Origin of the sequence: Mycetohabitans sp. B46 (assembly GCF_037389205.1) — a bacterium.
GTDB lineage: Bacteria > Pseudomonadota > Gammaproteobacteria > Burkholderiales > Burkholderiaceae > Mycetohabitans.
In genome coordinates this window covers 1-17,964 of sequence record NZ_JADBGL010000019.1, presented here as the reverse complement: position 1 = coordinate 17,964, position 17,964 = coordinate 1, and the positions used below count along the sequence as shown (strand labels likewise).

General features: G+C 63.6%; 13 protein-coding genes and 1 pseudogene. 4 read left to right on the top strand and 10 right to left on the bottom strand.

Going from position 1 to position 17,964, the window contains the following annotated elements; translation table 11 throughout:
* The first annotated feature begins 84 nt into the window (after positions 1-84).
* Positions 85-1,569, top strand: a complete 1,485-nt coding sequence (gene zwf / locus IHE30_RS14750; protein WP_337691707.1) for a glucose-6-phosphate dehydrogenase — start codon at positions 85-87, stop codon at positions 1,567-1,569.
* A gap of 150 nt (positions 1,570-1,719) precedes the next feature.
* Here the strand turns inward: zwf and IHE30_RS14745 are convergent, their stop codons facing one another.
* From IHE30_RS14745 to IHE30_RS14730, 4 genes are all read right to left on the bottom strand, one after another.
* The gene (locus IHE30_RS14745) at positions 1,720-4,137 is read right to left on the bottom strand and encodes an ATP-dependent DNA helicase (RefSeq protein WP_337691706.1); all 2,418 of its coding nucleotides are present in this window, start codon (positions 4,135-4,137) and stop codon (positions 1,720-1,722) included.
* Entirely contained in the window at positions 4,137-6,161 is a 2,025-nt protein-coding gene (locus IHE30_RS14740) for a VRR-NUC domain-containing protein (RefSeq protein WP_337691705.1), read from the bottom strand. The genes IHE30_RS14745 and IHE30_RS14740 overlap by 1 nt, the downstream gene beginning before the upstream one ends.
* Before the next feature lie 488 nt (positions 6,162-6,649).
* Positions 6,650-9,244 carry an ATP-dependent chaperone ClpB gene (gene clpB, locus IHE30_RS14735; protein ID WP_337691704.1) on the bottom strand — a complete coding sequence of 865 codons (2,595 nt, stop codon included), beginning with the start codon at positions 9,242-9,244 and terminating at the stop codon, positions 6,650-6,652.
* Between the two features lie 52 nt (positions 9,245-9,296).
* Positions 9,297-9,752, bottom strand: a complete 456-nt coding sequence (locus tag IHE30_RS14730; RefSeq protein WP_337691703.1) for an RrF2 family transcriptional regulator — start codon at positions 9,750-9,752, stop codon at positions 9,297-9,299.
* Between the two features lie 269 nt (positions 9,753-10,021).
* Between IHE30_RS14730 and IHE30_RS14725 the strand changes: the two genes are divergently transcribed.
* The gene (locus IHE30_RS14725; protein WP_337691731.1) at positions 10,022-10,495 is read left to right on the top strand and encodes a group III truncated hemoglobin; all 474 of its coding nucleotides are present in this window, start codon (positions 10,022-10,024) and stop codon (positions 10,493-10,495) included.
* Here the strand turns inward: IHE30_RS14725 and IHE30_RS14720 are convergent.
* The 6 genes from IHE30_RS14720 to IHE30_RS14695 form a co-directional block, all read right to left on the bottom strand.
* On the bottom strand, positions 10,489-10,983 hold the full coding sequence (locus tag IHE30_RS14720) for a molybdenum cofactor biosynthesis protein MoaE (RefSeq protein ID WP_337691701.1): 495 nt from the start codon (positions 10,981-10,983) through the stop codon (positions 10,489-10,491). The genes IHE30_RS14725 and IHE30_RS14720 overlap by 7 nt on opposite strands.
* 36 nt (positions 10,984-11,019) lie before the next feature.
* Positions 11,020-11,277, bottom strand: a complete 258-nt coding sequence (gene moaD, locus IHE30_RS14715) for a molybdopterin converting factor subunit 1 (RefSeq protein ID WP_337691700.1) — start codon at positions 11,275-11,277, stop codon at positions 11,020-11,022.
* 69 nt (positions 11,278-11,346) lie between these two features.
* Positions 11,347-12,753 (bottom strand): molybdopterin molybdotransferase MoeA, encoded by a 1,407-nt coding sequence (locus tag IHE30_RS14710; protein WP_337691730.1) that lies wholly within the window; start codon positions 12,751-12,753, stop codon positions 11,347-11,349.
* Positions 12,754-12,764: 11 nt separating this feature from the next.
* A complete protein-coding gene (gene thrC, locus IHE30_RS14705; protein WP_337691699.1) occupies positions 12,765-14,216 on the bottom strand; it encodes a threonine synthase in 1,452 nt (483 codons plus the stop codon).
* Between the two features lie 52 nt (positions 14,217-14,268).
* Positions 14,269-15,600 (bottom strand): homoserine dehydrogenase, encoded by a 1,332-nt coding sequence (locus tag IHE30_RS14700; RefSeq protein WP_337691728.1) that lies wholly within the window; start codon positions 15,598-15,600, stop codon positions 14,269-14,271.
* Between the two features lie 53 nt (positions 15,601-15,653).
* A complete protein-coding gene (locus IHE30_RS14695) occupies positions 15,654-16,910 on the bottom strand; it encodes a pyridoxal phosphate-dependent aminotransferase (RefSeq protein ID WP_337691698.1) in 1,257 nt (418 codons plus the stop codon).
* 289 nt (positions 16,911-17,199) lie between these two features.
* On the opposite strand from IHE30_RS14695, the gene IHE30_RS14690 reads away from it, so the two are divergent.
* Both IHE30_RS14690 and IHE30_RS14685 read left to right on the top strand, forming a co-directional pair.
* On the top strand, positions 17,200-17,589 hold the full coding sequence (locus tag IHE30_RS14690; protein WP_337691696.1) for an Mth938-like domain-containing protein: 390 nt from the start codon (positions 17,200-17,202) through the stop codon (positions 17,587-17,589).
* A gap of 131 nt (positions 17,590-17,720) precedes the next feature.
* A pseudogene (locus IHE30_RS14685) lies at positions 17,721-17,964 on the top strand (4-amino-4-deoxy-L-arabinose transferase); the annotation flags it as partial.

The window sequence follows — 17,964 nt, the reverse complement described above, 5'->3', positions numbered from 1 at the left end:
GCGTGCGATGCGCGGGGGCGTGCAAAAATCCGAATAACCATGCACCATAAGGGTTGCTCAACCGGCCCGCGACACGCACGCATCATGACAACCACGGCTTCTTCCGCGGCCTCCGCCGCATCCGCCTCTATGCTGGACATGATCATTTTCGGCGGGGGCGGCGATCTGTCGGCCCGCAAATTGCTCCCGGCGCTGTACATGGCGCATCTGCACGGCAACCTGCCAGCCGATACCCGGATCATCGCGATCGGCCGCAAGCACTTCTCGCGCGACCAGTACCTTGCGTTCATCGACGAGCGCTCACGGCCGTTCGTCGACAGCAGTGCGCTGGATAAGCAGGCGTGGGACCGCTTCCTAGCGTTGTTCGACTACGTGCGGATCGATGTCGGCTCATCAGCCGACTACGCCCACCTCGTCGCGACGTCCCGCCCCGAAGCGCAGCGCGTGTTCTATCTGGCCACCTCACCTGAACTATTCACGACGATCTGCGATAACCTCGCCGCGTGCGGGCTAGTCAACGAACAATCGCGCGTCGTGCTCGAAAAACCGTTGGGACACGACCTCGCGTCGGCACGTGCGATTAACGCGTCGGTCGGCCAGCACTTTGCCGAATCGCAGATCTACCGGATCGACCATTATTTGGGCAAGGAGACCGTGCAGAACCTGATGGTGCTGCGCTTTGGCAACGCGATTTTTGGGCCACTGTGGCAAGCGCCGTACATCAAGAACGTGCAAATCACGGTCGCCGAGACCGTGGGCGTCGGCAGCCGGGCCGGTTTCTATGACCAGACCGGCGCGCTGCGCGACATGGTGCAAAACCACCTGCTGCAGTTGCTGTGCATCGTGGCAATGGAGCCGCCCGTGTCGCTCGATCCCGATGCGGTACGGGACGAAAAACTCAAGGTGTTGCGTTCGCTGCGTCCGATGACGGTCTCGGACATCGCCCGCGACACGGTGCGCGGCCAATACACCGCGGGCGCGATCGGTGGGGAGCCGGTCAAAGGCTATCTCGAGGAAGACAACGTGCCGCCAGGCAGCCGCACGGAGACGTTTGTCGCACTGCGCGCGCGCATCAACAACTGGCGCTGGGCCAATGTACCGTTCTTCCTGCGCACCGGCAAGCGGATGCCGAAGCGGCGTTCTGAAATTGTTATTGATTTCGCCGACTTACCTTTCTCGATCATCCCGAACGGGCCGCGCAACTACGGTAATCGGCTGGTCATCCAACTGCAGCCGGAGGAATCAATCCAGTTGCAAATGCTTGCGAAGGAACCGGGCAGCGGCATGCACATGCTGCCGGTCAATTTGAACTTGGACTTGCAGCAAGCGTTCACGGGGCGCCGCGCCGAAGCCTACGAACGGCTGCTGATCGACGTGATCCGGGGGCGCCTGACCCATTTCATGCGCCGCGATGAATTGGAAGCCGCTTGGGCCTGGGTCGAGCCGATCCTGGCGGGCTGGCGCGAACTAGACGAGCGCCCTCGCACCTATACGGCCGGCACCTACGGGCCCGCCGCTTCGTCCGCGCTGATGGCCCACGACAATATGTCGTGGGCAGAAGAAATGTGACGCAGCGGACGGCGGACGGGTGTTTCAGGTAAGTGTTTCGGGCGGGTGCTTCGGGCGGGTGGTTGGGCTGGTGCCCCGCCAGCAGTTGACCCGCTGCGCCGCGATGGTCGACCCGCTGCCCGGCTGGTAGTCGGGCCGCTGCCTGCCCGCCTAGCGGCGGCCCTCCGGCTCGACCTTCCACCAGCGTGGCAGCAACGCACGCACGTCGCGCCGCATGAAGCGGTCATCCAGCAGGTGCACGACGCCACGGTCCGTCTCGCTGCGGATCACGCGGCCTGCGGCCTGCACTACTTTCTGCACTCCCGGAAATAAATACGTATAGTCGAATCCGGCATTGAACAACCGCTGCATCCGCTCGCGCAACTGTTCGTTTACCGCATTGATCTGCGGCATTCCAAGCGTGGCGATAAACGTGCCAACCAGCCGCGTGCCGGGCAGATCGATGCCCTCGGCAAATGCACCGCCGAGCACGGCGAATCCGATGCCGCGGCCATGCGGCTCGAAGCGGGCGATGAAGGCACGCTGTGCCGGCTCGTCCATCGCCCGGGCCTGCCGCCACACCGGAATCGACGGATGCGTAGCGCTGAACAGCGCAGCCGCCTGTTCCAGATATTCAAAGCTACTGAAAAAGCACAGATAGTTGCCGGGCAGTGCTGCATACTGCGAAGCAATCCGCTCAACCAACGCGCCAAGCGACGCTTGGCGGTCCCGATAGCGGGTCGAGATCGACGGCGTCACGTATACGGCAAGTTGCTCTGCGCTGAACGGACTGTTGACGTCGACATTGACAGTATCATCCGGTAATCCGAGCAGGTCGCGGTAGAAGCGCGCAGGCCACAGTGTCGCGGAAAAAAGCGTCATCGAATGGGCTGCCGCCACACGCGCGCGCAATGCCGCCGCCGGCACGACATTGCGGATGCACAACGTCGAGCGCCACGTGGCGCGCGCCGCGGCCCCCTCCAGCGTGGCCAATGTGACGTCGAACATCCAGTGCTCGTCGAAACGCTCAGCGATGCGCAGGAAGTGGATCGCATCAAGATAGAAGCGCTCCAGTCGCACGTCCGGCACAAGTTGTGGCTCGGCCAGATGCTCGCCGATCGCACCAACGGCACGCTGCAGCGCGCATAGCCATGCATCGGGTAGCATGTCAGCGGCACGGTACGGTTCGGCTTGCGCGCGATTCAGCGTGTTCCAGCATCGCTGCAAGCGACGCAGTGCGGTGCCCAGCGTGCCGCGCGCGCCACGAGCAAGTTGGGCCAGTTCCCCCTGCTCGAGCGTGGCCGAGTACATCGCCCGCGCCCGTTCGGGCAAATTGTGCGCCTCGTCCACCAGTACAGCGGCCCGCCACTGATTTTGCACGGTCAACGCAAACAGGGGGGCACCGGTGTCGAAATAGTAGTTGTAATCGCCGACAATCACATCAGCCCAGCGCACCAATTCCTGGCCCAGATAGTACGGGCACACGCGATAGGTCAAGCCCACTTCGCGCAGCGCGCCGCGATCGAGCCAGTAACTTGTCAACGCCGCCTCGCGGGCAGCCGGCAACCGATCGTAGAAGCCTTGCGCGAGCGTGCATGCCTGCCCGTTACACGCATTACCCGGATACTCGCACGCCTTGTCGCGCGCGACCAGTTCAACCACGCGCAGCGGCAGTGCGGAGGCAGGCCTTGGCGCATGCGCGCCGATGCCTGTGCACCCGACTATCCCGGATCCGGCCCGCGCTGATTCTGCTGATTCTGCTGGCTCTACTGGCTCTGCTAGTCCTGCTGGTTCCGTTGACCGTCGCGGTCCCACTGCGCCACGCGTCAAGGCCTGCAGCGCATCCAATGCCAGTTGCCGCCCCGGACTCTTCGCGCTCAAAAAAAACACTTTGTCGATCGATGCTCGCGGACAGGCCTTGAGCAGCGGAAACAGCGTACCGAGCGTCTTGCCGATACCCGTCGGTGCTTGCGCAAGCAGCACACGGGCGCCGCGCGCCGCGCGGTAGACCGCCTCGGCAAGCTCGCGCTGGCCAGCACGAAACGCTGGGAAAGGCAACTGTAAACCGTGCAGCATTGCATCGCGCGCGGTGCGGTGTGCCCGTTCCTGAGCCGCCCAGTCAATAAAGCGTGCACATTGCTGCTCGAACGCCGCTTTCAACGCAGCGGCACTTGCCGTCTCGGTCAGCACGGTTTCGTGCCCAGTCGTGATGTCGTAATACACGAGTGCGAGTTCGATCGACGGCACGTGCGCCTGCTGACAGAACAGCCAGCCGTACACCCGCAACTGCGCCCAATGCAGCGCGCGGTGATTGTCCGGCATCGCGTCCAGTTCGCCGCGATACGTCTTGATTTCCTCGAGTCGACCCCGTTGCGGATCGTAGCCGTCCGCGCGACCGCGCACCGTCAGTTCCCGATACTCGCCCGTGACGCTGATTTCCGTTTGGTAGTCCGCATGGCGGCGGCTCGCAACGACGCGATGGCCGATCCTGCCCTCCTCGGCGCTGGGAGACGGCGTGAACCGCAGGTCCAGGTCGCCTTGCTTCGCCGTGAATTCGCACAATGCGCGCACGGCAATCACATAGCGCATCACACCGTCCACTGCGCTGGCGCGCTGACGCCGTCCGAGATCACATTGTCGAGTGTGGCGGGCGCCGCCGGCATGCTATCCCTGTCGTCGAGCCACCGCACGTGCGCGACGCTGACCGGCAGCCCCTTTTCGTGTGCGTAGGCGAGCCAGCGCAACTGATTATCCTGCAACCGGTCGCCGGGCCCTTTCACCTCGATTAGTTCATATGAACGCACGGCCGGCACGAATCGGACCAAATCCGGAAATCCAGAACGGTTCTGCGAGACGTCCCACAGCAACCGCTCGAACCATAGCTTCAGGTGGGCGGCCGGCATGCAGTCCAGCGCGAGCGTCAACAATGCGGGGTCAAATACGCCCCAGGCCACGAACGGCGATTGGATTCCAGCCTTCGCGACAAAATTATCCTCGATCGTGCGTCGATAGCGACCATCGTCGAGCTGTTGCAGGCAGGCATCGAACAGCGCCTGACGACGCGCGACGAACGTCGGCGCGTCCAGGTCCGCTGGCCCGCGCTGAAACGGATGAAAGAACGCGCCGGGTATCGGTGCGAATATTACCTGCCAGCACAACAGGCCAAACAAGGTGTTGATCAATGCATTTTCAACATAGAACACCGGCGCCTCTGGGCGATGCAGGTGAGCGCACAATACGTGCTCGACCCGCCTCGGCGCGGCGGGCAGGGGCAAGAGCCAGTCGCTGCGCGAGATCGGCGTTGCCGATGTCTGTGTCTGTGTCTGTGTCTGTGTCTGTGTCTGTGTCTGTGTCTGTGTCTGTGTCTGTGTCTGTGTCTGTGTCTGTGTCTGGGTCTGGGTCTGGGTCTGGGTCTGGGTCTGGGTCTGGGTCTGGGTCTGGGTCTGGGTCTGGGTCTGGGTCTGGGTCTGGGTCGATGCCGATGCCGATGCCGATGCCGATGCCGATGCCGATGCCGATAAATTAGATTGTGGTGAAGGTACGCGATGCCGGCCGGATGGCTGCTCGCCACATGCCGCTTGCATCGGCAGCGGCGAGTGCTGTCGTGCGGCGCGCGGCACGCGCTGTAGCCGCGCAAGGGTACGCGCGGCACGCTGTGCCTCGACCTCGCTGACCGGCGTCCGTACGACTTGCGCAGCAAGCATCAACGCGTCGCCGCGGCGGCCGAGCGCCTCGAGCACGCGCACTCGCCGATAGCGGGCTTCCGGATATGTGCTCACCTCGTACGCATGCAGCGCGCGCGGCCAATCGCGTCGCCGTTCGCAGTGCTGGCCGATCCGAAACAATACTTTGGCGCGACGCATACCGAGCCAAGGATTCTCAGTCGGACATGCGCACGCCTGCGACAGCAATGCATCCAGCGTCGCGTCGTCAGGCGCCGCGTCCAATGCCTGACGACACGCATGCAACGAGAAGTAGGCATCGACATCTTCACGCCGTTGAAATGCACGGGACGACCCGTCCAAGCGCACGGCTTCGTAGCGGAAAACACCCAGGTCAGCCAGCACGAACTCCGACCAGTCCTGCCACAGGTTCCCGAAGAACATTAATCGAAGCCGTTCACACAGAGGCCCCAGCAGGAAGCGGACAACCTTTGCTGGCCCGTTCGGGCACCAGGCCGAATACGCCTGTTGTACACCGGGATACGCGGTGCGCAGTGCGTCAAGCAGCGCCGCCTTCGTGCCGCGCGCCGCCTTCGCCGTCTCGAAGCGGTGCTCGAGTTGGGCCTTGGTCGCCACAGTGAATAGTTCGTCAACCGACATCGGTGGATCAAGTTCGACCCAGCCTCGCGCGATCAATGGCCCGCATGCGGCAAGCGGCTCGCCGATCTCGGCATAACGCAGCTTGTCCGTGCGAAACAACGGTCCTTTGCGCATCAGCATCCGGACCAGCAGCGCGCGCGACGCGTGCGGCAACGGCTCGAACGCGTCGATAAAGGCTCGTTCTTGCTCGTCAAGCAGGTCATCGCATCGATCGCTCAACCACGCAATAGCGCGACGAAAGTTTGCGACATAGTAGAGCGGGTCCACGCCGCCGGCGGGAATCGCGTCCATCATCCAATCCTGTATAAATATACAGTACGAGATGATACCAGCGTCGGCCGCATCGGGTCACCCGCCATCACAGCAGTGTTCGTTAGCCGCCGATGATCAACCTCAGCCGCAAGGTAGCCGAACAGCGCGGCCGACAGCGCGCTGCGTCGTCGCCTCCTCGGAGACGACCAGTTTATCCTTATGGGGCGACTAGTTTGAGACTGACGAACGCGTGGTCATGCGGAAATAAATCGGACCGCTTGCACAGCGGCACAGCGGTGGGCGCAGCGTCATTGCGCCTGTCAGGCAACGGAGGATTGACGTGCGGTGCGCTGGGCAGCCGCTCGGAATGAGCGATTGTCGCCGTTTTGAGTGTGGGACGGATCGGGACTTTTCTGCATGCTGCACAGCGCCGGCACCATCGAGCTTGAAAACCCGGCCAGGGCTGGGCGTTGGCGCCGGGCAACAGCGCCAGCGCTGCCGTTGCGCTCTCGCGCATCGGCGCCCTGTCAGTGCACGACCCGTTCGAACACGAACTTGCCGTCCTCGAAGTCGACCGGGATCAGATCCTTCGGACCGAACCGGCCACCGAGGATCAGCTTGGCAATCGGATTCTCAATCTCCTGCTGGATCGTGCGCTTGAGCGGCCGCGCGCCAAACAGCGGATCGTAGCCGACCTTGCCGATGTGCTCGAGTGCCGCATCCGACACGTCCAGTTGCATGTCCATCTTCGCCAGGCGCTCGGTGAGCCGTTGCAGCTGGATCTTCGCGATCGAGCGAATATGGCTACGATCCAAGCCGTGGAAGACGACAACCTCGTCGATCCGATTCAGGAACTCGGGGCGGAAGTGCTGCTTGACCTCTTCCCAGACCGCATCGCGCACCGCCGCATGAGGCTCGCCGACCATCGACTGGATCTGCTGCGAGCCGAGATTCGACGTCATCACAATCACGGTGTTCTTGAAATCCACCGTACGGCCCTGGCCATCGGTCATGCGGCCGTCGTCGAGCACCTGCAGCAGCACGTTGAACACGTCCGAGTGCGCCTTCTCGATCTCATCGAGCAGGATCACACTGTACGGCTTGCGCCGCACGGCCTCGGTCAAGTAGCCGCCTTCCTCGTAGCCAACATAACCGGGTGGCGCACCGATCAGCCGCGCGACGCTGTGCTTTTCCATAAACTCGCTCATGTCGATGCGGATCAAGTGATCTTCGGCATCGAACAGGAATGCCGCCAGCGCCTTGCACAACTCGGTCTTGCCGACCCCCGTCGGGCCGAGGAACAGGAACGAGCCATAAGGCCGGTTCGGGTCGGCCAAACCCGCCCGCGAACGGCGAATCGCGTCAGCCACCGCACTGATCGCCTCATCCTGGCCGACCACGCGTTCATGCAGCTTCGCCTCGATCTGCAGCAACTTCTCGCGCTCGCCTTGCATCATCCGCGCGACCGGGATGCCGGTGGCGCGCGATACGACCTCGGCAATCTCCTCGGCGCCCACCTGCGTGCGCAGCAACCGCGGCTTGTCGCTCTTGGGCGTCCCGGCCTCGGCCTGCGTGACGGTCTTCAGTTGCGCCTCCAGCTGCGGCAACGTGCCGTACTGCAACTCGGCAACCTTGTCCAGCTTGCCCTCGCGCTGCAGCCGCACGATTTCCGCGCGAGTCTTGTCGATCTCTTCCTTCAAGTGCGCACCGCCCTGCACGGCGGATTTCTCCGCCGTCCAAATCTCCTCGAGATCCGCGTATTCGCGCTCGAGCCGTGCGATCTCGTCCTCGATCAACCCTAGCCGCTTCTGCGATGCCTCGTCGGTTTCCTTCTTCACCGCCTCGCGCTCGATTTTCAACTGAATCAGCCGACGGTCGAGCCGGTCCATCGCCTCGGGCTTCGAGTCAATCTCCATCTTGATCTTGGACGCCGCCTCGTCGATCAAATCAATCGCCTTGTCCGGCAGGAAACGGTCGGTGATATAGCGGTGCGACAGCTCGGCAGCCGCGACGATGGCCGGATCCGTGATCTCGACCTTGTGATGCAGCTCGTACTTTTCCTGCAACCCACGCAGAATCGCAATGGTCGCCTCGACCGACGGCTCATCAACCAGCACTTTCTGGAAGCGCCGCTCAAGCGCCGCGTCTTTTTCGATATATCGGCGGTATTCATCCAGCGTCGTCGCGCCGATGCAATGCAACTCACCGCGCGCGAGCGCTGGCTTGAGCATGTTGCCCGCGTCGATCGCGCCTTCCGCCTTGCCTGCGCCGACCATCGTGTGAATCTCGTCGATGAACACGATCGTGCGGCCCTCGTCCTTTGCAATATCGCTGAGCACCGCCTTAAGCCGCTCTTCGAATTCACCGCGATACTTGGCGCCGGCCAACAGCGCGGCCATGTCCAGCGACAGCACCCGTTTGTCTTTCAATGTCTCGGGCACCTCGCCATTGACGATGCGCTGCGCGAGACCTTCGACGATCGCGGTCTTGCCTACGCCCGGCTCGCCGATCAACACCGGGTTGTTCTTCGTGCGGCGCTGCAAGATCTGGATCGCGCGGCGGATCTCGTCGTCGCGGCCGATCACCGGGTCAAGCTTGCTGGCGCGCGCGCGCTCGGTCAGATCCACCGTGTATTTCTTCAGCGCTTCACGCTGGCTCTCGGCATCCTGGCTGTTGACCTGCGCATTGCCGCGCACCGCCGCGACGGCAGCTTCCAATGCCTTGCGGGTCAAGCCATGCTCGCGCGCGAGCCGGCCAGCGTCGCCCTTGTCATCGGCAAGCGCGAGCAGGAACATCTCGCTGGCAATATACGCGTCGCTGTACTTCTGTGCTTCCTTATCCGCCTGGTTCAACAAGCCGCTCAACTCGCGGCTCACTTGCACATTGCCATCGGTGCCCTGCACCTGCGGCAACCTTTCCAACGCCGCACCAAGCGCGGCCTGCAACGCCTGCACATGCACACCGGCGCGCGACAACAGCGAGCGGGCCGCGCCATCGGGCTGCGCGAGCAGCGCCGCGAGCACGTGCAGCGGCTCGATATATTGGTTGTCTCGCCCAACAGCAAGGCTTTGTGCGTCCGCGAGTGCTTCCTGGAACTTCGTGGTCAGTTTGTCGATCCTCATCGAGACCTCCAATCCTTGGTTGCCCCATATCTGGAGGTCCGAATGGCGCTTTTCAAGCGTCCGGGGTCAATGGGATCAAGCCTAGCGCGTATGCGAGCGGCGCGCTCGGCTGGCTCAACTCAGCCACCGTGTGCTTGTCAAGCTCGGCTAGGAACGCCTGGTGCGCCGCGACCATCACAACCTTGAGTTGACAGTACGGCTCAATGACGCACGCATGGCGGTCGTTGGCCCCCAGGCAGGCGACCAGCGCAAAATCGTTCTCGGTGGCACGCACGATCTGGCCGACGGTTAGCGTCCGGGCGTGCGGCGCCAGACGCAAGCCGCCGTTGCGCCCGCGCACCGTGTCGATCCAGCCTCGCTCGCCGAGCAGCTGCACAACCTTCATCAAATGGCCCTTCGACACTTGGTACGCATCGGATATCTGCTGAATCGTGGACAGTCCGTCGTCGTGCACCGCCAGATACAGGATCACGCGCAACGCATAGTCGGTGAAATCAGTCAATCGCATAACGGGTATCCCGGCTTACGCGCCATGGTGCAGAATAAGGGCTGGCGCAGCACCCTACCGCCGTGCCCCGTGCCGCCTCGGGTATCTTACTGCCACGAGCACGAGTTTGCGCGCCGAGCCATGCGGTGCCGGCCGCGTTGCGCTGCTGATCCGCTGATCCGCTGATCCGCTGATCCGCTGATCCGCTGATCCGCTGATCCGCAGCGCCGCATGCCGCGCCGCTGCGCTGCCGCGCTGCAATCCGATCCTTTTGCTGACGACACGACATGATGGTCAATCCCGAATCCGACGCCGCGGCAAGCCGCCTTGCCATCCTGGACGAAGCAGGCATCCATTTGCTAGTCCACCGCTTCTATGCACGCGTGCGGGCGGACAACATGCTGGGACCGATCTTTGAGCAGGCGATCGGCAACGCATGGGACCCGCATCTGGCGAAAATGTGCGACTTCTGGGCCAGCATCGCGCTGGGCGCCAAGCGCTACAAGGGCAATGTGCAACTGGCCCACCTACCATTGAAGGGTGTCGCGCCCGAGCACTTCAGCCGCTGGCTGTACCTGTTTTTGGACACGGTCGAGCACCTGTTCGAGCCCGCCGCGGCGCTCAAGCTGATGGAGCCGGCGCTGCGCATCGCGGAAAGCCTGCAGTTGGGCCGCTTCGGCTGGCAATATCAGGTGCCGCCAGAGCAGAAGGCGCTGCTCGAGCGAATCGCGCCGCGCCGCAGCGGGCGTGCCGCCGCTCACTGATCGTCGGCAAGCGGGCTCCTCGCCGCGTTGTGCGACGCAATGCCCCAGCGCGCGAGCGCTGCGTCGTCGGTGGCGCGCGCATCGACCCAGCGCTCGCCTTGCCCGGTGCACTCTTTTTTCCAAAAAGGCGCGTTAGACTTTAGATAGTCCATCACGAACTCGCAGGCGGCAAACGCGTCGCCGCGATGCGCAGCCGCGACCGCAACCAGCACGATCTGCTCGCCCGCGTTAAGCCGCCCGTGTCGATGCACCACGCATACGTCAATGCCTGCCCAGCGGCGCTCGGCTTCGGCAACAATTGCCTCCAGCGCCCGTTCAGTCATGCCCGGATAATGCTCGAGTTCCAACGCGCTAATTGACTCGCCGTCGCTCAGCTCGCGCACAGTACCCACGAAGCTAACCACCGCGCCGATGCGTGGATTGCGCGCACGCAGCCGGGCGAGCTCCGTCGTCACGTCGAAATCGTGTGCCTGCACGCTGACTGTCATCTCATCCTCCGCAGTACCCGCCCGGCCGTTGATGCGTCACCCACCGGTGACGGGTGGAAAAAACGCTACCTCACAACCGTCAGTCAGTCGCGTCAACGGATCGGTCATGACGTGGTCGCACGCCATGCGCAGCGGGCGCGTGTCCGCCAGTGCGTCTGCCCACGCGCCACCGCGCAAGCACAGCCAGGCGCGCACGTCGTCCACCGTGTTCACGCTGTCCGGTACGTCGACCGTTTCCGCGCCCGTGCCGACTGCCTCGCGCACACTTGCAAAAAACCTCAGTTCGATCTTCATTGCCATTGACCGTTGAAAAACCTGCTTTCCCCCGCGCCCTCACTGCCGCGCTGCTACGCCATTACGCCATTACGCCAGCAACGTCGAGAATGGCAGGAAACGCACCATTTCGCCCGCCTGGATCGCATGCCCAGGGGGATTGTCGATCAATCCATCCCCCCACACTGTCGATGTCAGCACCGCCGAGCTTTGATTTGGGAACAGGTCCAGGCCTCCAGCCTCGTTGATCCGCGCGCGCAGGAATTCATTGCGGCGATCCGCCTTCTTTTGCGTGAAATCGGCACGCATGCGCAGCGCACGAGGCTCGACGCATCCCATGCCGGCCAGGCGCAGGATAAACGGGCGTACAAACAACAGGAACGTCACGAAGCTGGACACCGGATTACCCGGCAAGCCGATGAAGAACGTTGCGTCGCGCGGCGTGCCGGCGCACGACGGCCTCGTGGTTGTCGCTCGGCGCACCGTGCCGAATGCAAGCGGCTTGCCCGGCTTCATCGCGATCTGCCATAGGTCCAGCGAACCTTCCGCCTGCACCGCGGCCCGCACGTGATCCGCCTCGCCCACCGATACACCGCCGCAGGTGAGGATCAGGTCATGCGCGAGCGCCGCCTCGCGCAACGCATCGCGCGTCGCATCGAGCCGGTCCGGCACGATACCAAGATCCGTCACGTCGCAGCCGAGTGCGGCCAGCAGCCCACCGAGCGTGAACCGACTCGAATTGTAGATCGCGCCTTCACGCAACGGCTCGCCCGGCATCGTCAACTCGTCGCCGGTGAAGCCTATCGCGATTCTCGGCCGTCGCGCGACCGGCAGCGCCGCACAGCCGACCGACGCGGCCAGGCCTAACGCCTGCGGCGTTAACCGTGTGCCGGCGGGCAAGATCACCGCATCCTTGCGGATATCCGAACCACGCCGGTTGATCCAGTCGCCCATTGGCGGCGGCGCGCCGAACGCGACCGTCTCGCCATGCGCCTGCGCCTGCTCCTGCATCACTACTGTGTCGGCGCCCGCGGGCAGTTGCGCACCGGTGAAAACACGCGCTGCGGTGCCGGCCTGGAGCGCTCCACCGGGCGCATGCCCAGCTGACACGCGTTGCGACACGCGCATCGGCTGCCCGGCCACGACGTCGGCGGCCCGCACCGCGTAGCCGTCCATCGCACTGATGTCGGCCGGTGGCACATCGAGCGCTGAGTGAATGTCGGCGGCCAACACGCGGTTCAGCGCGTCCTGCGTCGGCACGGTCTCGACCGCGTCGGGCTGCGCGCATAATGGAGGCGCCGCGGCCAGCAACTGCGCAAGCGCGTCCTGCGTAGCCAGCCATGGCGGGTGGATAGCGCCCGTAGCCGTGGCGGCGCAAGCCGTTTGACTAGCACACGCCACCGGCGCAGTACTGTTCGGAATCGACATCGGATTCGGGCCGGAAGTTGACAGATAAAGACGTATTGTAGCCCCGGCACGGTAGCCGCGGCGCCGCACCGGCACGCCGCCTAGCCGTCGATTTGCGCGCGAATAAAGTCCTTCACGCGCGCGGCGTCGGCCGGCAACACGGTGAACCGCTGCGGCAACGCCTCCAGTCCGTCAAAGGCTGGCGGACGCGCAGGATCCTGGTCTAGCGCTTCGCGGATCGTATCGCCGAACTTGATCGGCTGCGCGGTCTCGAGCACGATCATCGGCACCCCCGGCTCCAGGTATTCACGCGCCACTTTCACGCCGTCCGCCGTATGCGTGTCGATCATCGCCTGGTAGCGACGGTGGACGTCGCGGATCGTCGCGATCCGATCCGCGTGCGTGCTGCGACCCGACACGAAACCGAACTCGCGCACGCGGGCAAAATCGCCCGACGCGGCCAAGTCGAACCCGCCGTTGGCCTCGACATCGCGGAACAACTGCAACACGCGCGCCGAATCGCGGCCCAGCAAGTCGAAGATAAAGCGCTCGAAGTTCGACGCCTTCGAGATGTCCATGCTGGGACTGGTCGTCTGGTAGGTTTCAGCCGCGGCGCGTACGCGATACGTACCGGTGCGGAAGAACTCGTCGAGCACGTCGTTCTCGTTGGTGGCGACCACCAGCTTATCGATCGGCAAGCCCATCATCCGCGCGATGTGGCCGGCGCATATATTGCCGAAGTTGCCCGACGGAACGGTGAACGACACGCGCTGGTCGTTGCCGCGCGTCGCATCGAAATAGCCTCGGAAATAGTAGACCACCTGTGCGACGACCCGAGCCCAGTTGATCGAGTTGACCGTGCCGATTTGATAGCGAGCCTTGAACGCGTGGTCGTTCGAGACAGCCTTGACGATGTCTTGGCAATCGTCGAACACCCCTTCGACCGCGACATTGAAAATGTTTGGGTCCTGCAGGCTAAACATCTGTGCGGTCTGGAACGCGCTCATCTTGCGATGCGGTGACAGCATGAACACACGCACGCCCCGCTTGCCGCGCATCGCGTATTCGGCGGCGCTGCCGGTGTCGCCGGACGTTGCGCCAAGGATGTTCAATTGCTGTCCATGGCGCGCCAACGCGTGCTCGAACAGGTTACCGAGCAACTGCATCGCCATGTCCTTGAACGCGAGCGTCGGGCCGTTGGACAGCTCGAGCAGCGCCAGCGGCGCGCCACCCTCGACGCCCAGCGTCTTGAGCGGCGTGATGCGCTGTGCATCGCTGCCGTCGCGCACGTTTGAATACACGTCGGCGCGATAAGTACGCCGCGTCAGCGCCCGCAAGTCGTCGGCCGGTATATCGTCGCAGAATTTTGCGAGGATCTCGAACGCCAGGTCCGCATATGACAGCGCACGCCAGCGGGACAACTCGGCGTCGGACACGCGCGGATACTGCGCCGGCAAATACAGGCCACCATCCTTCGCAAGACCGCCGAGTAGGATGTCGGAAAATGCATGGCGCTCGCCGAGTCCGGCGCCGCGCGTGGAAATGTAGTTCATCCGAGAATGCTCCTGGCGCTACGGCCACGGGCCGAAGCGATTGGCGTTGGCGTCAGTGCAACGCTTCCATGCGCAGCCGGGTCACGCCCGAGCGCACTGTGGACAACGCTTCAATACGAGCAATCGCCGCATTGATGTTCTTCTCCAGCGTTTCGTGCGTGATCAGGATGACATCGGTCTCACCCGCCTGGCTGACGTCGATGTCCTCCGACTCCTTTTGCAGCAGCGCATCGATCGAGATGCCTAGGGTCGCGAGGATGCGCGTGATGTCGGCTAGCACGCCGGTCTGGTCCGCGACGCGCAACCGCAAGTAGTAGCTGCTGGTGACTTCGTCGATGGGCAAAATCGGCGTGTTCGCCAACCGGTCCGGCTGGAATGCCAGGTGCGGCACGCGATTGTTGGGGTCCGCCGTGTGCAGCCGCGTGACGTCGACCAGGTCGGCGACCACGGCCGACGCCGTCGGCTCGGCCCCCGCCCCCTTGCCATAGTACAGCGTCGCGCCCACCGCATCGCCGTAGACCAGGACCGCGTTCATCGCCCCTTGCACATTCGCAATCAGCCGCTTGGCCGGAATCAGTGTCGGATGCACGCGTAACTCAATGCCCTGCGTGGTGCGCCGCGCAATGCCGAGCAGCTTGATCCGGTAGCCCAGTTCCTCCGCGTAGCGAATGTCCAGCGCGTCCAGCCGGGTGATTCCCTCGACATGGGCACGCTCAAACTGCACCGGCACGCCGAATGCGATCGCCGCCATGATCGTGGCCTTGTGCGCGGCGTCAATCCCCTCGACGTCGAACGTCGGGTCGGCCTCTGCGTAGCCGAGCCGCTGCGCGTCGGCCAGCGCGGTTGCAAAATCCAGGCCGCGCTCGCGCATCTCAGACAGGATGAAGTTTGTGGTGCCGTTGATGATGCCGGCAATATACTGGATGCGGTTCGCCGTCAGGCCCTCGCGCAACGCCTTGATGATCGGAATGCCGCCGGCCACCGCGGCTTCAAACGCGACCATCACGCCCTTGGCACGCGCCGCCTCGAAGATTTCGGTGCCATGCACAGCGAGCAGCGCCTTGTTGGCCGTCACCACATGCTTGCCGTTGTGGATCGCGCGCAGTACGAGTTCACGGGCGATGCCAGTGCCGCCGATCATCTCCGCAATGATGTCCAGCGACGGATCATCGACCACAGCGGCAAAATCCGACGTCAGCGCCACCGTGTCGAGCGCATCGCCCAGCACCTGCTGCGCCTTGGCCGGATTGCGCACCGCGACGCGCGTGATTTCGATCCTGCGGCCGGCCCGGCGGCTGATTTCTTCCTGGTTGCGGCGCAACACGTTGAACGTGCCGCTGCCGACCGTGCCACAGCCCAACAGTCCTACTTTGATCGGTTCTATCATCCCGCGTGTGTCATGGTTATTGAAAAGGGACGCAACGCGCGTGGCGCGCCTCACGCGCTCGTACGCTTGCGGTAGCCATCGAGAAACCGTGCGACACGGCTCAGTGAATCGCGCAGATCATCGACGTTGGGCAGGAATACGACCCGGAAGTGGTCAGGGGCAGGCCAATTGAATCCGGTGCCCTGCACCAGCAGCACCCGCTCCTGCTGCAACAGTTCCAGGATCAGTTGCTGGTCGTCGCGCACCGGATAGATAGCCGGATCCAGCCTTGGAAACATGTACAGGGCCGCCTTCGGCCTGACGACCGACACGCCCGGAATTGCGCTCAGCATGTCGTAGGCAAGCTCGCGCTGCTTGTACAGGCGTCCGCCCGGCTGGATCAACTCGTTGATGCTCTGGTAGCCGCCCAGCGCGGTCTGGATCGCATACTGGCCCGGCACGTTCGCGCACAGCCGCATCGATGCGAGGATACCGAGCCCCTCCAGATAATCGGTCGCATGCCGCTTGTCGCCCGACACCACCATCCAGCCGGCCCGGTAGCCGCAAGACCGGTAGCTCTTGGACAAGCTGTTGAACGTGATGGTGAGCACATCCTGCGATAGCGCGCCGACCGACGTGTGCACGCCGCCGTCGTAGACAATCTTGTCGTAGACCTCGTCGGAGAACACGATCAGCTGGTGCTGGCGCGCAAGCTCGAGCATTGCCCGCACGAGGTCGTCCGGGTACAGCGCGCCGGTCGGGTTGTTCGGGTTGATGATCACCATGGCACGCGTATTCGGCGAGATCTTCGCGCGCACATCATCCACGTCCGGCAGCCAGCCGTTGTACTCGTCGCACCGGTAGTGAACCGGCGTGCCGCCCGACAAGCTAACCGCCGCGGTCCACAACGGGTAGTCCGGCGCCGGCAACAGCACCTCGTCGCCGTCGTTCAGCAGGCCTTGCATCGCCATCACGATCAACTCGGACGCGCCGTTGCCAATGAAGATGTCATCGAGCTTGACACCGACGATGCCCTTTTGCTGCGTGTAATGCATGATGGATTTGCGCGCCGCAAACACGCCCTTCGAATCCGAATAGCCGGACGACTCTGGCAGATTGTGGATCATGTCGGTGATGATCTCATCGGGCGCGTCAAAGCCGAACGCAGCGAGATTGCCGATGTTCAGCTTAATGATCCGGTGCCCCTCTTCCTCGAGGCGCTTGGCCTCCTCGAGCACGGGACCGCGTATGTCGTAGCAGACGTTTGATAGCTTATGCGATTTCAGGATGGGCTTCACGGCCAACGCTTCGGTAAGGGGAATCGGCACTCACGCTGGAACACGGCCATCGCCGCAGAGCGGCCGGGGCACCGGGCCGCGCACTGCCCGCTGATGCGGCGCCGCTCGCGTGATCTAGCGGGCTTAACGGACAACAAAGGGTATAATTTAGCGGATTCTGGCTTAGTTCCGCAATGCATCAAGCAATCGTGGGCAACTCGCCCGCGGCGGCCGCACGTGCCGCGCGCGGAACTCGCCAGGCTCTCGCGAGTCGTTTCCATTGTCCCATAACTCGCGCCCACCGTCTGCCGCATGCAGCGGGCGCACATGGACTGCTGCATTGAAATTACACCAGGATTTTGCCGGCGCCCTTAATACCGTGACCGGTTACGGCGCTGACTATGTCGACGTCAATCTGCAACGCTACGAGCACAGCGTTCTGGTCTTCCCGCAGACGCCGGTCGTGCCGTGGCCGGTGTCCTCGTTCGATGCGCTCACGCCCGAGCATTTCGACGCGCTGGTCGAGTGCGCCGGCGCATCCGGCATCGAGGTCGTGATCTTCGGGACCGGCGCACGGCTGCGCTTTGCGCACCCGCGGCTGACCGTGGCACTGTCGCGCCGGCGCATCGGCATTGAGGCGATGGATTTCCAGGCCGCGTGCCGCACCTATAACATCCTGATGGCTGAGGGACGCAAGGTCGCACTCGCGTTGCTGATCGAAAAACCATGAGCGCGAGCCACCCTGCGATGGCCCGCTAGCCGCGTCACGACCCGTGGCAGGCGGGCGTGCCCATGCGCGCATCCAAGACAACGACACACTCTCTAAAAAACGGATAGCTGATGCAAGACTTGCTCGACCCGATGCGGCCGACGGCGCCATCGACCGTCCCGCCCAGCGCCGCCGCCAACACGCCATCGCGCACGTGGCCGCTGTCGCCAGCGGCCCTGCTGCTGCTCGTGCTGCTGTTCGCGCTCGCATGGTTCCTGCAGCTGAACTGGCGCCACCTGGTTCCGAGCGACGAGGGACGCTACGCGGAAATGGCGCGCGAGATGCTCATCACCGGCGACTGGATCACCCCGCGCTACAACGGGTACAAATATTTCG

What these genes read in the sequence shown, in the direction of transcription:
- moaD (WP_337691700.1), bottom strand. Translation starts at nt 11,277, where the DNA reads ATGAAGATCGAACTGAGGTTTTTTGCAAGTGTGCGCGAGGCAGTCGGC.
- IHE30_RS14725 (WP_337691731.1), top strand. Translation starts at nt 10,022, where the DNA reads ATGGTCAATCCCGAATCCGACGCCGCGGCAAGCCGCCTTGCCATCCTG.
- thrC (WP_337691699.1), bottom strand. Translation starts at nt 14,216, where the DNA reads ATGAACTACATTTCCACGCGCGGCGCCGGACTCGGCGAGCGCCATGCA.
- zwf (WP_337691707.1), top strand. Translation starts at nt 85, where the DNA reads ATGACAACCACGGCTTCTTCCGCGGCCTCCGCCGCATCCGCCTCTATG.
- clpB (WP_337691704.1), bottom strand. Translation starts at nt 9,244, where the DNA reads ATGAGGATCGACAAACTGACCACGAAGTTCCAGGAAGCACTCGCGGAC.
- IHE30_RS14740 (WP_337691705.1), bottom strand. Translation starts at nt 6,161, where the DNA reads ATGGACGCGATTCCCGCCGGCGGCGTGGACCCGCTCTACTATGTCGCA.
- IHE30_RS14730 (WP_337691703.1), bottom strand. Translation starts at nt 9,752, where the DNA reads ATGCGATTGACTGATTTCACCGACTATGCGTTGCGCGTGATCCTGTAT.
- IHE30_RS14720 (WP_337691701.1), bottom strand. Translation starts at nt 10,983, where the DNA reads ATGACAGTCAGCGTGCAGGCACACGATTTCGACGTGACGACGGAGCTC.
- IHE30_RS14745 (WP_337691706.1), bottom strand. Translation starts at nt 4,137, where the DNA reads ATGCGCTATGTGATTGCCGTGCGCGCATTGTGCGAATTCACGGCGAAG.